Genomic DNA, 15156 nt, shown 5'->3' on the forward strand with positions numbered 1-15156 from the left:
CGAGGGCTTATCCTAACAACTCAGCTAATGATTGAAACCTTGCTTGACTTTCGCATCCAGTTTTTAAGGTGCAAACCTTACTGCTGATCTACGTTCCCTGATAGCTCAGTTGGTAGAGCACTCGACTGTTAATCGAGTTGTCACAGGTTCGAGTCCTGTTCGGGGAGCCATAGCTTGGAGAGGTGTCCGAGTCAGGTCGAAGGAGCACGATTGGAAATCGTGTAGGCGTCACAAGCGTCTCGAGGGTTCGAATCCCTCTCTCTCCGCCACTTTACCTAAAGAGTAAAGTATTTACTAATGAATAATATCATGGCCCGTTGGTCAAGGGGTTAAGACACCTCCCTTTCACGGAGGTAACAGGGGTTCGAATCCCCTACGGGTCACCAAATTTTTCTTTAAAAAAGAGAAAAAAAGCTTGATTTTAGCAGCGAAGATGAGGTATACTAATAAATGTCGCTTCTAAAATATGGACGCTTAGCTCAGCTGGGAGAGCATCTGCCTTACAAGCAGAGGGTCGGCGGTTCGATCCCGTCAGCGTCCACCATAATTGCTTAAACGACGCGGGGTGGAGCAGCCCGGTAGCTCGTCGGGCTCATAACCCGAAGGCCGCAGGTTCAAATCCTGCCCCCGCAACCAAACTTACCTTCGGAGACTTTCCGAGAAATCATGTGGAGCTGTGGTGTAGAGGCCTAACATGCCTGCCTGTCACGCAGGAGACCGCGGGTTCGAATCCCGTCAGCTCCGCCATTTAATACTCATGATAAGGCTCGGTAGCTCAGTCGGTAGAGCAGAGGACTGAAAATCCTCGTGTCGGCGGTTCGATTCCGTCCCGAGCCACCATTGTAGTACCATGGAATTGTATATGCCGGTGTAGCTCAACTGGTAGAGCAACTGACTTGTAATCAGTAGGTTGGGGGTTCAAGTCCTCTCGCCGGCACCACCTTGGAGGATTAGCGAAGTGGCCAAACGCAGCAGACTGTAAATCTGTTCTCGTACGAGTTCGGTGGTTCGAATCCATCATCCTCCACCAGTTTACCTTAGGGGCATAGTTTAAAGGTAGAACAGCGGTCTCCAAAACCGTTAGTGTGGGTTCAATTCCTGCTGCCCCTGCCAACTGAATATCTTGTTATCATGGCGGTCGTGGCGAAGGGGTTAACGCACCGGATTGTGGCTCCGGCATTCGTGGGTTCAAGTCCCATCGATCGCCCCATATAACAAACTTAAACGACAAACAAAAAATGTTGGGGATTAGCCAAGCGGTAAGGCAACGGACTTTGACTCCGTCATTCTCAGGTTCGATCCCTGAATCCCCAGCCATGTTATGCGGAAGTGGCTCAGCGGTAGAGCATCGCCTTGCCAAGGCGAGGGTCGCGGGTTCGATTCCCGTCTTCCGCTCCATATTTTTGGCGCCATAGCCAAGTGGTAAGGCAGAGCTCTGCAAAAGCTCTACCCCCAGTTCGAGTCTGGGTGGCGCCTCCACAACCTTTTGCGCCCTTAGCTCAGCTGGATAGAGCGTTTGACTACGAATCAAAAGGCCAGGAGTTCGAATCTCTTAGGGCGCGCCATTTTTTTATTTGAAAAGAGATAGCAATTGTAAGCAAGCCGGTGTGGCGGAATGGCAGACGCGTTCGACTCAAAATCGAATGGGGAGACCCGTGGAGGTTCGAGTCCTCTCACCGGTACTGCATTATTACCAAACAGTTCATTAGAGAATAATTCTAATGAGCTTTTTTTGTGTTTTGACGCCATTGCTCATAAGCAGGGTGGCGCAACTAGCGAAAGCGGCAGCCTGGCTATTAAGTGATCGCATCTTACGTGACAGTAGTGGTAAAGCGCCAAGATCAAGGCTGTGATGATGCGTTCTGCAGAATTGGAAAGGGGATTTAAGGAATCAAATTTTATCCTACCCTGAGGACAAGAACTTGATTCCCGACGAATTACTAATCCGTAATGTTTCCACACCAGCGAATGATTCCTTCATTTATGGTTTGCATTGGATTTGGATCGGATAGAGAAATCGCCCAGGCAATATGTCCATCCGGGCGAATAAGCGCCGTGTGGACGTCGTTCCAATCCGCGTCTGCCTCACCCAAAGAGGCATGTACAACTTGAAGGTTGCTATACGTCTCCCATTGACCGCTATTTTGTTCATTAGAATGGAAATGAAGCAGAAGAAAAGTACCTTTGTGTAGTAACGGATAGGAGTTAATCAAATGCCCGCCTTTCAGCTTTAAGTTGAGATCCTTGAACCGTTTCCCGTTTAAAGGATGGGGAGGCGCTTCGGCGTCTGGAGCATAATGTACATCCATTGCGGAAACTTGTGCGGCGATTTGATAATTAGCCTCCGGTATTTGAATCAGATTCGCCAGCATGCTGCGCATTTCCGTGATGGGAGGCGTCACGTCCAGAAGCAGGGTTTGGACCTCGGTATTCCGGAGCAAGGCCGTATTCCATGGGAATCGTTCGGCATGATAACTGTTCAATAGCCAGTCTGGAGCCCAGCCTTTGATTGCTCCTGCAAGCTTCCAGCCTAAGTTCATCGCTTCTTGCAAGCCGACGTTCATTCCCTGTCCACCAGCGGGAAAATGAATGTGCGCCGAATCTCCCGCCAAGAACAATCGACCATTCCGATAGCGTCCCGCTTGCCGCGTCGCATTTCCGAAACGGGACATCCATTTCACATCGTTCAATCCCTGGTCACTTCCGGTCGTACGGATGAGCGATGAACGAAACTCTTCCAATGTAACGCTCTCATCCTTGGAGACGTTACGTCTCTCCATATCGATCATCAAGACTCGATAGATATGATCATTGATTGGCATGATGCTGACCAATCCTTGTTCTGTAATTCGGGATATGACACTCATAGGAGCCAAATCAGATAGAACGGCATCCCCCAAAATAGCCGTGAAGGTCGCATCAGTACCTTCAAAGGATATATTTGCATGTTTGCGAACCAAGCTTCCAGCTCCATCCGTACCTACCACATAAGCTGATCTTAACGTTGTTTCTCTATGCGTTCCCGCAATCTTGACGTCGACCCCATTCTCATCCTGTTGCACAGATAGAGCCTCAACCTCTCTCAAGACCTCGGCGCCAAGGCTAAGAGCCCATTCCTCCAGTACCTTCTCCGTCTCACTCTGCGGTAAGAAGAGAGTGTGATTGGAAGAAGAGTCCAACACCGAGAAATCTAAAGGAGTTTCTAATCCGGCGAAATGTCCTCTCGAAAGTAAGCGGCCTTGCTTGATTAATTGTGATTTCACTCCACGCATATCTAGTATTTCAAGTGTGCGTGGATGTACGGTAAGCGCACGTGAATATGGGGTTGTCTCCTTTAGTCGCTCAATGACGCACACCTTTACACCGGCTAACGCCAATTCTCCAGCCAGCATCATGCCGACTGGACCGCCACCGATCAGGATGACTTCATAGTTCATATCAATAACCTCTCTTCTTATACATTATGGGAAGATCACGATAGCGTCTATTTCGATAAGCCATTCAGGATCGGCTAGCGCTTGAACACCTATATAGGTACTTGCTGTCTTCGGCCAGTTAGGGCCAAACACATGAAATCCTGCGTCAAAAATAACCGAAATCAATTCCGGGTTGTGGTTTACCACAAAAATATTCATTTTTGCAATGTACAATGGATCCGCTCGCACGGCTTCCAATGCATACTTGAGATTGGTGAACACTTGATTCGCTTGCGTGTAATAGTCCCCTGAACCGACCAATGCACCTGCTTCGTCTACAGCAACCTGACCTGAGATGAAGGCCAGTTTGGAGGCAGTAGTGACCACGACATGAGAAATTACAGATGTAACCTTATCCGTCAATGTCTTCGGATTCACGATTTCCATAGGTAGGCATGCTCCATTTCCATATTTATCAATCTTCTCTTGAAAAGTGGACAAGTATTTCCGGCAGACCTCCTTCATCAATTATTGTTTCGTTAGAACCTTTTTTATTGCTTGTTAAAACAAGTGTGCTGAAAATCAGATGATATATTTTGTTTCATACGAAACAATACTATTGTACTTTTTTACTCTTTGACCTGTCAACCCCAAGCTGAATAGGAGCATGCCGGTTTGTTTCCTAGAGAATAATCTATGATATAATAAAACAAATAAGTCGAGGAGCCAGCACAATCATGGATACTGCCAGTAAGAACAAAACCGCCATTCATGAATTTTACGTTCAGTTTCTTGAGCAAAAAGAGCAATATGAAACCCGAATAACTGCTACATACCTGAAGGATATCCGGAAGCATATTGGATCGGAATTCAGCTTGAATATGACGGAACTGCACACCATTGCGTGCATCGGAGAGCAGGAGCCGATTAATCTCACTTCCATCACAGAGAGCATAAATGTAAGTAAAGGAAATACCTCCAAGATCGCGAATAAATTACTAAAGGCAGGTTGGGTGCGAAAAGCCCAGCTCAACGACAACAAAAAGGAAGTGTATTTTCGGTTAACGCCTCTTGGCAAAAAGCTATTTGCTGCTCATGATGAGCTTCATGCGAAGGAAAAGCAAAGAATGCACGAATTTTTGGAAAGATATAACGAAAGCGAGCTCGAATTTATTAAACGGCTGTTTGGGGATATGGTTGACTTCTACCGCTAACCTGCTTCAACAAGGCCAAGAGAAAGCCGCTCGTTTCCCGAAGGGGAACTGAGCGGCAACATGATACAGGGCCAGGGAATGACTGCGGTTCACGATACTTTCTTATTATCAGGGAGACCCGTGGAGGTTCGAGTCCTCTCACCGGTACCAGTTGTGAAATCAAGCCCTTGGGATGAAAATCCCGAGGGTTTTATTGCATTTCAAGATAACTCTTCCGACGTTTGGATTCCTCCTAATTATACAAACGGCAGGTTGTAAACGTTTCCTTGGCTATTTAACGGGCTGCCGGCAGAGTGCTTCCGATTGCGAATGAATGTGCTATACTAGGTGAAACTTTATATTAGGCTTCAACCCGTTCAGAGGAGAAAACGCGCATGCAGCATATTGGATTGCGGACCAAATTGATCGCTGGCTTCATTTTTGTCGTACTGCTGCCGCTGCTGATCAGCGGTCTGGTCGCTTCGAACTATATTAGCCGGGAATTGAACCGCCAGGTGACGAAGATTACGGCCGAGCGGCTCCACCAGGTCAATATGAATATTGAGCGGGAGCTGCGCTCGCTGGCGCAGATTACCAATTTCATTCGCATCGACGACAGTATTCCTGATGTGCTGGAAAACCCGGCCACATCCGAGCACAGCATGCTGCGCTCGGTGCAACTGATGGATCAGAAATTTCTTCAGATTTCCACTATGGCTGTTAATGAACCGTTATATGTGACGCTGCTGGATTTCCACGGCCATATGTATTCGAATTGGTCCCAACCCAGGCAGTCCATCGAGCGGGTAAGCCGTACGGATTGGTTCAAGCAGACGCTGGAGCAGGATGGTTATCCCGTCTGGACGTTGAACCACGACAATTATATGACGCCAGGCGGCGAGGCACTGGTCACGCAATCCATGGTGATCAAGGATCAATATTTTCAGCGCCAGTTGGGTGTGCTCGTGGTCAGCCAGCCCGTAGGGCCCTACCTGAAGGTATTGCAGACACAGGATCCGTCGCTGGACAGCTTGGGCTTCATCGTGGACAGTCGCAATACGATTCTGGGTGAGGATCCAGAGCGGCTGAGCGAGCTTTACCCGGAGATTGAGCCGGTCTTGCTGCGCGGCTCCGGGAGCTCCGAGGTGATGCTGGGGGATCGACTGGCCTCGGTCAGCAATTACAGCATGGGATTGACCAACTGGCGGGTTGTCCAAGCCTTTTACTATGATGATCTGTTCGCCAATACGAAGAGAATCGTAGCCTGGATGGTAAGTGTGTTCGTGATTAGCCTGCTGTTCTTCTTCCTGCTCGTCATCATCGTCTCCAACCTGTTCACGCGCCATCTGAACCGGCTGCGCACCACCATCAAGAAAATCGAGAGCGGTCAGTTGGAAGAGCGCTATGACGTCCGCACGCGGGATGAGATTGGCCTGCTCGGTAAGAGCTTCAATCTAATGGTCAGCCGACTGGTATCCTCCATGGAACGCGAGGTCGTGCTGGAGCGACGCAAGGAGCAGGCCAAGCTGGAAGCGCTACAGGCGCAGATCAACCCGCATTTCCTGCAGAATACGTTAAATACGCTCAAGTGGATGTCGATTATGGCTAAGACGACGTCTATTACCGAGATGCTGATGGCGTTGGGCCACCTGCTCGATGTCAGCATACACCGCGGTCAGGAGAAAATTACGGTGGCCGAGGAGCTGGAGAATGTGCGGCGGTTTCTGGTCATCCAGAAATACCGGTTCGGCGAAACCATACGTGTCCGCGAGGATATCGATCCGTTGACTTTGGATACGCAGGTGCCCAAGCTGTCCATGCAGCCCCTCGTGGAAAATGTCTACAGCCACAGCGTATTCGGGGAGAGTGGCGGTGAGGTGGTCATCCGCAGCAGCCTGGAGGGCGAAACGGTCCGCCTGTCCGTCATCGATGATGGCATGGGCGTGGCAGCCGAGCGGTTGAATGAGGTACGCCAGCACCTGGACGACACGGGCAGAGGAAGCTTCTCCCGCATCGGACTGAAAAATGTTCATCAGCGTATCCAGATGATGTACGGTCCCCAATACGGGTTGACTATCGAGCGTGATGAGGAGCAAGGCTTCACCGATGTCTCGATTACCCTGCCCTGGAAAGGAGAAGATCAGGCATGACGACCAGAATTGCAGTGATTGACGATGAAGTGTTTGTCCGCAAGGGCATAACCTCCAGCATTGACTGGCACAAGTATGATATCGAGTTCGTGGGTGAAGCCAGCAATGGCCTCGCCGGACTGGAGCTGATCCGCCGCTGCCGGCCGCATATTGTATTGACAGATATCAAGATGCCGCAGATGGACGGGCTCGAGATGGCACGGATTGTGCGCAGTGAATTTCCCGAGATCAGAATTCTGATTATGAGTGTGCTGGAGGATTTCGAGACAGTCCGCGAGGCGCTGAGGCTCAATGTGGTTGATTATGTGCAGAAATTCCTGATTCAGCCCGAGAACCTGCTGCAGACCGTACTGGATATTCAACGTTCACTGGCAGCGGAGACCCCTGAGGTTGTTCCGGTACAGACACAGCAAGCCCCTTCTTCCCAGGAGCCCTCCTCTCTTTACCGCCTTGAAGTGCGCCAGGCCATGCTCTATGTTCATCAGCACTATGGCGAGGTGTTGCGCATACAGGATGTGGCTGATGCCGTGGGGCTCAGTGAGAATTATTTCAGCTACGTATTCAGTAATGAAACCGGCAAAACCTTCAGCCAGTATGTGCAGGAATTCCGCATCGCTGAAGCTCGGAGGCTGCTGGAGAAGGGGGATATCAAGTGGTATGAAATAAGCGGCAAGGTCGGCTTCGACGATCCTAAATATTTCACCAAGGTGTTTAAACGTCACACGGCTCTAACGCCTGCTCAATATTACCGCAAGTACGCTGATGCTGTTTCCCCAAAAGATTCGTCTCCTTCATCGTAGAATTGTCCCCTTTATAAGAAAAATCATCCGACTCACCACACAATACTCCTCTATTTCGAAGGGTATTGTGTTTTTTATTCTCATTTTCTCCTATACAATTTCTTTACGGGACTTGATTAGGGGGTGAATGTCATCAAACTTAACCGTCAACGAAAGGAAAGTATTACTGGCTGGTTTTTTATTTTTCCCAGTCTGATCGGCTTTCTATTATTTACCCTGCTTCCAGTGTTGCTGTCCCTGTTGCTCAGCTTCACGAACTGGAATTTTCTAAGCGGGATTGGTTCCATTCAATTCACCGGACTGGACAATTATATCCGGATGTGGGATGATTCTCGGTTCCTTGCCAGCTTGCGGAATAACGCCCTATTCACACTGGCTGTCGTTCCTTCCGTTATGCTGCTGTCGTTGCTGGCAGCGCTTGCACTGAACAAGGGATCTTATCTGAAATCGCCGATCCGGCTTATGATCTTTATGCCCTATATCTCCAGTATCGTTGCTATCTCTATCGTATGGGGCATCCTGCTGAATCCATCCCAGGGTCCGATCAATGCGTTCCTGAGGTCTGTCGGCATCGCCGATCCTCCAGGCTGGCTGGCCAGCTCCGCATGGGCGCTCCCGGCGGTTATCCTGATTACCGTATGGATTAATATCGGGTACAACATGATTATCTATCTTGCAGGACTGCAGGGGATTCCGCAGGATCTGTACGAAGCGTCGAGCATCGACGGCGCCGGGACGTTCCGGCAATTCATGAATGTGACGCTGCCTATGCTGTCTTCCACAACCTTTTTCGTTATGATCACCACGATTATTAATTCGTTCCAGGTGTTCGCACTGGTGTTCATCATGACGCAGGGCGGGCCGGGAACGGCAACAACCGTGATTACCTTCTACATCTATCAGGTTGCGTTCAGTTTCTATGATATGGGGTATGCGTCGGCTATGGCGTGGGTACTGTTCGCAGCGATTCTGTTCATCACATGGATTCAGTGGCAGCGGCAGCAGCGATGGGCGCACAATTAGGAGGTGGCTGTGATGCATCAACACACACGGGATAGAACGGTCAAACTATTGGTAACACTTATACTGCTTGGGGCCGGTATAGTTATGATTCTGCCCTTCCTGTGGATGCTGTCCACCTCGCTTAAACGGCCCTTCGAGGTGTTTCAGTATCCCATTCAGTGGATTCCGCCCTCCCTTCAATTCGATAATTATAAGAAGGTGTGGCTTGGCATTGATCCGTTCTGGATCTATTACTGGAATTCCATCAAGGTGGCGGTGACATCCGTTGTCGGTACGGTATTCATTAGCTCCGCTGCAGCCTACGGCTTCTCGCGGATTGCTTTTCGGGGCAGGGATGCGGTGTTCTTCCTGTATCTGGCTACGCTTATGATTCCCGATCAGGTGACGTTAATTCCGAGATTTATCGTGTTCAACTATATGGGCATATACAACACCCATTGGGCTTTAATTCTACCAGGCTTTTTCATGGTATTCGGGACATTCCTGCTACGGCAATTCTACATTGGACTGCCGAAGGATTTCTCAGAGGCGGCCTTCATGGAGGGCGCAGGCCATGTGCGGATCTGGCTCTCGATTATCATGCCGCTGGCCAAGCCAGCACTCGTCTCTCTCATCATTCTTAGCTTTACCCAGCACTGGAACGATTTTCTCAATCCACTGGTGTTTCTTCCGGACAAGAGTCTGTATACCGTCCCTGTCGGTCTGACCAACTTCATTGACGATATGGGAACGGAATATTCGCTTATGATGGCCGCCGCAGTCAGCTCCATTCTTCCGGTTATTATTGTATTCTTGTTCGGTCAAAAATGGTTTATCCAGGGTGTCGCCTCAAGCGGCGTGAAAGGATAAAAAAATAAGTTGAGGAGGAACAAGGATGAAAAGAAGCAGATTAGGCGTGATGCTGGTGCTAGCTATGGCATTGCTGGTCAGTGCATGCGCAGGCAATTCGGGAAATCAGGGGGATGAGAAACCGACTAACGGAGGGGACAACCAGGAGGTCATCAAGCTGAAATTCTGGGGGGCTGTACCGGAGGAGAACGGTCCAAAGCAAGCCGTGGACAACTGGAATGCGGCGAATCCGGATATTCAGGTGGAATATGTGCGGTTCGTCAACGACGAGGCCGGCAATACGAAGCTGGAGACAGCACTGCTGGCGAACGGGGAAATTGACCTGTTCATCAACTATCGTATGGACAAGCTGGTCAAGCGCGTTCAGGCCGGTATGGCGGAGCCTCTGGATGACTATATCGCTGCGGATGGCTTCGACCTGAACGATCAATTCGGCGAGAATTCCATCGTGAAGATGGAAGACAAGAGCTATTATATTCCGGCTATTATTCTGAATGATTTCGTCTCGATCAATAAATCGATGCTGGATGCGGCAGGCCTGCCGATTCCTTCAGAATGGACATGGGATGATTATGTCTCGTATGCGTCCAAGCTGACTCAAGGCGAAGGCAACGACAAGGTATGGGGCTCTTATGTGAACGGCGCACAGCCGAAGATCTTCGAATATATGGAGAAAGCGGTCAAGACCGAGCTGGGCCCGAATGCGCTCTATAATGCGGAAGGCGGCAGCAATTTCGATCATGAGGCGTTCAAGAAATATCTCGATGTGATGTACCAGATGGAACGGGAGGACAAGTCGCAGCCTCCGTATGCCGAGGCCAAGATGTCCAAGATGGAAGGCTCGCGCATGTTCCTGAACAGCCAGGTCGCCATGAACTGGGTCGGTACGGCAAGTCTGCGGGATATTAAAAATCTGGAGAGCTTCCCCCATGATTTCGTAACCGCCTTTGCACCGCCGCCGAAAATGACGGAAGCAAGCACCTATCTCGGCGGAGGCACCGGCTATCTGGACTACGTAACGATTAATTCCAAATCCAAATCTAAAGATGCAGCATGGAAATTCATGAAGTGGTATGTGACAGAAGGCAATGAGCCGTTGATCGCTGGCGGCCGCGTTCCCGCATGGAAGCACGCGGACCAAGACAAGGTAGCCGAGCTGATCCTTGGCGACAACGCGGAAGCATTATTCGACATTGATTCCTTCAAGGCTGTCGTATTCGGCGTGAGTGATTATGTAGTCGATACGAAATTCGACAAGTACCCTGAGATTCAGGTCATCGTAGATGAAGAAGGCGAGCGCGCCTTGATCGGCGACCAGACAACGGCCGATTCGGCAGCGAATATGAAGCAACGTGCGGATGCCCTGTTGGAGCAGTAATAACGAAGGAGTGAAATCATCATTATGGCAACAAAAACGTATCATTATTCGACAGATGTACCGATTGTGGCAGAATTGGATGTCCTGGTTATTGGCGGAGGACCGGCGGGAATCGCCGCCGCTCTCGCTGCAGCCCAGGCCGGAGCACGAACTGCACTGGTGGAGCGTTACGGATTCCTCGGAGGCAATGCGACAGCCGGACTGGTCGGCCCCTTCATGACCGCCTTCAGCGGGGATAGCAAGCAGCAGCTGATCAAGGGGGTATTCGATGAGCTGGTTACTCGGATGGAGCAGATTGGCGGAGCCATTCATCCGCGTTATGTGGAGGCTGGCACCTCTTATGCGGGCTTCTTCGACAAAGGCCACGGCCAGGTGACGCCGTTCGACCCGGAAGCCGTCAAGCTGGTTGCGGCGGAGATGATGGAAGAAGCAGGCGTACAGCTGTTCTTACATTCCTTCTTCCTGGAGACGATCACAGGTGAGAATGGTGTGGAAGGTGCACTCATTCTGAACAAATCCGGTACCCAGGCGATCCGGGCTCAGGTGACCATTGACTGCAGCGCGGATGCCGACGTGGCTGACCGGGCAGGCGCGAAGACCGAGAAAGGCCGCACAGGCGACGGCCTCACCCAGCCGATGACGATGTTCTTCCGTATCGCCGGGGTGGAGGACGAGAAGGTGGAGCAGTATATCCTCGATCATCCCGATGAGATCAGCCCCTTCTCCGATATTGTGGAAGCCGCCCGAAAGCGGGGCGAGTGGAAGGTCAACAAGGATCAGATCGGGCTGTACAAGACCGTTCAGCCCGGCGTCTGGCGCGTCAATACGACACGCATCTCCGGCAAGGACGGCACCAAGGTGGAGGACCTGGTGCATGCCGAGCTGGAGGGGAGAAGACAGGTATTCTTCCTGATGAATTTCTTCCGCAAGCATGTACCGGGCTTTAGTAATGCTTCACTGGTGGACACCGCTTCCCAGGTTGGGGTTCGCGAGACACGCCGACTGGTTGGCGAGTATATGCTGACTGCGGAGGATTTGATTACCGGCAAAGCGTTCGATGATGTGATCGCGCTGTATTCGTATCCGATCGATCTGCACAGCCCGACTGGCGGTGCGGTGGAATTCGATGAAAATTATCATACGGCCAACGTCTATCAGTTGCCTTACCGTATACTTGTACCGATCGAGACAGACGGCTTGCTGGTAGCTGGCCGCTGCGTGTCCGCTACCCATGAAGCACATGCGGCCATCCGGGTGATGCCTTGCGCATTCGCGCTCGGACAAGCAGCCGGTGTCGGCGCGGCGATTGCCGTGAAGGCGAAGGTTCACCCTCGCGAGGTGGATATGGGACAGGTGCAGCAGGAGCTCCGCAGACAGGGCGTCGTGCTGCCTGCCAGAGAGCAGGAAGGTAGGGATACTATATGAACAAGATGAGAACGGCGGTAATCGGACTAGGCGTAATGGGCCGGCAACATCTGCGTATCTATAAGGAAATGGAAGGCGTCGAGTTGATCGCCGTGCATGATATGAATGAAGCGTTCGCCCATAAGATTGGAGAAGAATACGGCGTGAATGTGGTGACGGATGCCGAGCAGCTCTTCGCCATGGAGGAGCTGGATGCGGTCAGTATCTGCACCTCGGACGAGCACCACTATGCTCTGGCCAAGCTCGCCTGTCAGTATGGCAAGCATGTCTTGATGGAGAAGCCGCTGGCAACCGATATCTCGCAGGCCGCTGATATTATGAGGCTCGTCAGGGAAGCCGGCATTAAGATGATGGTCGGCCATACGTTGCGATGGGATCCCCGTTATTACCGGGCGTACGAGGCTGTCCGCAGCGGCGGAATCGGGGAGCCGCTGCATCTGTTCGCCAGAAGGCTGAATTCCTATGCCAACGGCAAGCGGATTCAGGGTCGGACCAGCGTCTTGAAATTCCTCGGCGTCCATGACATCGATGCGATTGAATGGGTAACGGGCGACCGTATTGTCGAGGTGTACACCGTCGAGGTGAACAACCGCCTGCAGGAATATGCAACCTCCGACGCCTCATTGTCCACGCTGAAATTCGCATCCGGTGCAGTCGGCCTGTATGAATGCGGTTGGGTGCTGCCCGATCATTATTCGGAAATCGACGCCAAGCTGGACATTGTCGGCACGGAGGGTGTCGTGAATCTCCATGTGCTGGACCAGAATATCAAGGTGCATACCGGGACCCGCCTGGAGTATCCTGACACAGCTTACGGTGTGGAGCTGTATGGCCAGATGAGCGGCATTATGCGGGAAGAGCTCTCTTCCTTCGTACAGGCTGTCCGCACGGGCACAGAGCTGCCAATAGCTGTAGAAGAGGCTTACAGGGCCGTCTATATTGCTGACTGCATGGAGCGTTCCGCGCGGGAAGGACAACCGATCACGATAGGAAGCACCTCGCTATGAGGATGGCGCTGAAGTCTCTTGAAGGAGGGATCATCGTATCCTGTCAGGCGCTGGAGCATGAGCCGCTGTACGGTGCCGAGATGATGGCAGCGATGGCTCGCGCCGCAGCCGCTGGCGGCGCGGTAGCGATCCGGTCCAACACGCCGGTGGATATTGCCGCGATTCAGCGCAGCAACCCGTTGCCAGTCATCGGTCTGTACAAGCAGGAATACGGGCAATCTCCCGTCTATATCACACCGACGATAGCCGAGGTACGTGCTGTAGCCGAAGCCGGAGCAGCGATGGTCGCCTTCGACGCAACCGGCCGAGCACGCCCCGACGGTGCGGCACTGGCTGACTTGATTGCAGCGATTCGCAGTGAATTCCCTGACCTGCTGCTGCTCGCAGATATCTCCACCTTCGAGGAAGGCCTGGCGGCGATGGATCTGGGCGTGGACGCGGTCTCCACCACCCTTTCGGGCTACACCCCCTACAGCCCCCAGGAAGCTGATCCGGATATCGGGCTGGTGCGGCAGCTTGCCGCGCTGGCACGCCAACCGGTATTCGCAGAGGGCCGAATCTGGACACCGGAGCAATGCAAGGCTTGCCTGGATGCAGGCGCTTACGCGGTGGTCGTCGGAACAGCCATTACGCGCCCGCAGGACATCACACGACGGTTCGTCCGTTATACAGCCGGAGAACAGGCATGAGCAGCCTGGCTATCGGCGTGGACATTGGCGGCACGGGTATCCGCTCAGCCCTCGTTGACCCTGAAGGCGTGATCGTCAAGCATCACGCAGAGCCCACGCCCGCAAGGCTCGGCCGGGAGGCTATTGTGGATACGGTGCTGGGCGGCATCCACCGGATGATCGCGGAGGCGCGGTTGCTGGAGCGCGAGGTACAGGGCATCGGAGTTGGCAGTGCGGGGCAGATTAATGCGAGCTCCGGCATCGTGGAGTTCGCCGTCGACACGCTGCCGGACTGGCAGGGAACTCCGATCCGGGGCATCATCCGGGACTATTGCGGCCACCTGCCGATCTGGGTTGACAATGACGTGAATGCAATTGCGCTGGCTGAGCAGCATTATGGGGCCGGGCGGGACTATCAGCATTTCATCTGCCTGGCTCTGGGCACCGGCATCGGCGGCGCGATTGTGGAGTCCGGTCGTCTGGTCAGAGGCAGCTTCGGCGGGGCTGGCGAATTCGGCCACCTCTCGGTCCAGCTCGACGGGCCTCGCTGCAGTTGCGGCAATTACGGCTGTCTGGAGCTCTATGCGTCAGGGACAGGCATGACTCGGCTGGCCAGAGAAACCCTGCAAGCAGCCGGACACGCTGACCATGACGAGCTGGCGCTCTACACCTCGCATGACCTGCTGCGGGATTGGCAGGCGGGCGATGCGCTGGCTGCCCGTACGATGTGCAGGGTTGTCCAAGCCCTCGGCACCGCCATAGCGGGCATCATCCACATCTTCAACCCGCAGGCGATTGTGATCGGCGGCGGCGTGGCGGATGCGGGCGAGCCGCTGCTCGCTGCCGTGCGGGAGGCCGCGCACAGCCGCACCTCGGCGAAGATGCGCGAGGCTTGCGCGATTCTGCCCGCGGCCATCGGCAGCCAGGCCGGTGTGATCGGCGCAGCCACCCAAGTTTGGACGGACGGCGGCGGCTCCTTCGAGGGCGGGCCTGGCGGAATGCCGCTATGAAGCGCGCCGCTCATTGATGCAACACAATAATGTCGGACAATAGACCATCAGAACCAGCAGCCTCCGTCAATGACGGGGGCTGCTTTATTTGTGATTACCTTTGCGGATTACTTTTTGTTTGGCGCGGCTCCCCAATGTCGCTTAATGATGATATACTTGCCTTATCATTTATGAAAGTGATAATGATAATCAAATTCAAGCTTGTCAGTGATAGATAAATTGAAAAAAAGTATGATG

12 protein-coding genes and 16 tRNA genes are annotated in these 15156 nt (G+C 52.5%); 26 read left to right on the plus strand and 2 right to left on the minus strand.

The features are described from left to right. Positions 1-94 precede the first annotated feature (94 nt). From PA598K_RS25920 to PA598K_RS25995, 16 genes are all read left to right on the plus strand, one after another. Positions 95-170: transfer RNA gene (locus tag PA598K_RS25920), tRNA-Asn, on the plus strand. A 6-nt stretch (positions 171-176) separates the two neighbouring features. Continuing rightward, positions 177-269: transfer RNA gene (locus PA598K_RS25925), tRNA-Ser, on the plus strand. A gap of 42 nt (positions 270-311) precedes the next feature. Then, a tRNA-Glu gene (locus PA598K_RS25930) sits at positions 312-386 on the plus strand. An 82-nt stretch (positions 387-468) separates the two neighbouring features. Next, positions 469-544, plus strand: a tRNA-Val gene (locus PA598K_RS25935). Positions 545-559: 15 nt separating this feature from the next. Further along, positions 560-636: transfer RNA gene (locus PA598K_RS25940), tRNA-Met, on the plus strand. 34 nt (positions 637-670) lie between these two features. Further along, positions 671-747: transfer RNA gene (locus tag PA598K_RS25945), tRNA-Asp, on the plus strand. Positions 748-764: 17 nt separating this feature from the next. Beyond that, positions 765-840, plus strand: a tRNA-Phe gene (locus tag PA598K_RS25950). A 24-nt stretch (positions 841-864) separates the two neighbouring features. Then, positions 865-940 (plus strand) — tRNA-Thr (locus PA598K_RS25955). Between the two features lie 4 nt (positions 941-944). Further along, positions 945-1030, plus strand: a tRNA-Tyr gene (locus PA598K_RS25960). A gap of 9 nt (positions 1031-1039) precedes the next feature. Further along, positions 1040-1113: transfer RNA gene (locus PA598K_RS25965), tRNA-Trp, on the plus strand. A 21-nt stretch (positions 1114-1134) separates the two neighbouring features. Further along, positions 1135-1210: transfer RNA gene (locus PA598K_RS25970), tRNA-His, on the plus strand. A gap of 32 nt (positions 1211-1242) precedes the next feature. Next, positions 1243-1317, plus strand: a tRNA-Gln gene (locus PA598K_RS25975). Positions 1318-1323: 6 nt separating this feature from the next. Next, a tRNA-Gly gene (locus PA598K_RS25980) sits at positions 1324-1398 on the plus strand. Between the two features lie 7 nt (positions 1399-1405). Further along, positions 1406-1479, plus strand: a tRNA-Cys gene (locus PA598K_RS25985). 9 nt (positions 1480-1488) lie between these two features. After that, positions 1489-1565, plus strand: a tRNA-Arg gene (locus tag PA598K_RS25990). A 36-nt stretch (positions 1566-1601) separates the two neighbouring features. Continuing rightward, positions 1602-1682: transfer RNA gene (locus PA598K_RS25995), tRNA-Leu, on the plus strand. A 258-nt stretch (positions 1683-1940) separates the two neighbouring features. Here the strand turns inward: PA598K_RS25995 and PA598K_RS26000 are convergent. Continuing rightward, positions 1941-3437 carry a monooxygenase gene (locus tag PA598K_RS26000; RefSeq protein ID WP_128659745.1) on the minus strand — a complete coding sequence of 499 codons (1497 nt, stop codon included), beginning with the start codon at positions 3435-3437 and terminating at the stop codon, positions 1941-1943. A gap of 24 nt (positions 3438-3461) precedes the next feature. Then, positions 3462-3863, minus strand: a complete 402-nt coding sequence (locus PA598K_RS26005; RefSeq protein ID WP_128659746.1) for a RidA family protein — start codon at positions 3861-3863, stop codon at positions 3462-3464. Between the two features lie 290 nt (positions 3864-4153). Between PA598K_RS26005 and PA598K_RS26010 the strand changes: the two genes are divergently transcribed. The 10 genes from PA598K_RS26010 to PA598K_RS26055 all read left to right on the plus strand — a co-directional run bounded on the left by PA598K_RS26010 (position 4154) and on the right by PA598K_RS26055 (position 14919). Further along, positions 4154-4630 (plus strand): MarR family transcriptional regulator, encoded by a 477-nt coding sequence (locus tag PA598K_RS26010; protein ID WP_128659747.1) that lies wholly within the window; start codon positions 4154-4156, stop codon positions 4628-4630. A gap of 374 nt (positions 4631-5004) precedes the next feature. After that, positions 5005-6759, plus strand: a complete 1755-nt coding sequence (locus PA598K_RS26015) for a cache domain-containing sensor histidine kinase (RefSeq protein WP_128659748.1) — start codon at positions 5005-5007, stop codon at positions 6757-6759. Next, on the plus strand, positions 6756-7559 hold the full coding sequence (locus PA598K_RS26020; protein ID WP_128659749.1) for a response regulator transcription factor: 804 nt from the start codon (positions 6756-6758) through the stop codon (positions 7557-7559). The genes PA598K_RS26015 and PA598K_RS26020 overlap by 4 nt, the downstream gene beginning before the upstream one ends. Positions 7560-7682: 123 nt before the next feature. Beyond that, complete coding sequence (locus PA598K_RS26025; protein ID WP_128659750.1) at positions 7683-8582, plus strand: carbohydrate ABC transporter permease; 900 nt, start codon at positions 7683-7685, stop codon at positions 8580-8582. Positions 8583-8594: 12 nt separating this feature from the next. After that, a complete protein-coding gene (locus PA598K_RS26030; RefSeq protein WP_128659751.1) occupies positions 8595-9431 on the plus strand; it encodes a carbohydrate ABC transporter permease in 837 nt (278 codons plus the stop codon). Positions 9432-9456: 25 nt separating this feature from the next. After that, positions 9457-10809: an ABC transporter substrate-binding protein gene (locus tag PA598K_RS26035; protein ID WP_128659752.1), complete on the plus strand. Its 1353-nt coding sequence runs from the start codon at positions 9457-9459 to the stop codon at positions 10807-10809. A 24-nt stretch (positions 10810-10833) separates the two neighbouring features. Next, positions 10834-12234: an FAD-dependent oxidoreductase gene (locus PA598K_RS26040; protein WP_128659753.1), complete on the plus strand. Its 1401-nt coding sequence runs from the start codon at positions 10834-10836 to the stop codon at positions 12232-12234. Continuing rightward, positions 12231-13241 (plus strand): Gfo/Idh/MocA family protein, encoded by a 1011-nt coding sequence (locus PA598K_RS26045; protein ID WP_128659754.1) that lies wholly within the window; start codon positions 12231-12233, stop codon positions 13239-13241. The genes PA598K_RS26040 and PA598K_RS26045 overlap by 4 nt, the downstream gene beginning before the upstream one ends. Beyond that, entirely contained in the window at positions 13238-13930 is a 693-nt protein-coding gene (locus tag PA598K_RS26050) for an N-acetylmannosamine-6-phosphate 2-epimerase (protein ID WP_128659755.1), read from the plus strand. The genes PA598K_RS26045 and PA598K_RS26050 overlap by 4 nt, the downstream gene beginning before the upstream one ends. Continuing rightward, entirely contained in the window at positions 13927-14919 is a 993-nt protein-coding gene (locus tag PA598K_RS26055) for an ROK family protein (RefSeq protein ID WP_128659756.1), read from the plus strand. The genes PA598K_RS26050 and PA598K_RS26055 overlap by 4 nt, the downstream gene beginning before the upstream one ends. Positions 14920-15156: the final 237 nt, after the last annotated feature.

It is taken from the genome of Paenibacillus sp. 598K (genome assembly GCF_003851045.1).
In the GTDB taxonomy this organism is placed as follows: Bacteria; Bacillota; Bacilli; order Paenibacillales; family Paenibacillaceae; genus Paenibacillus_D.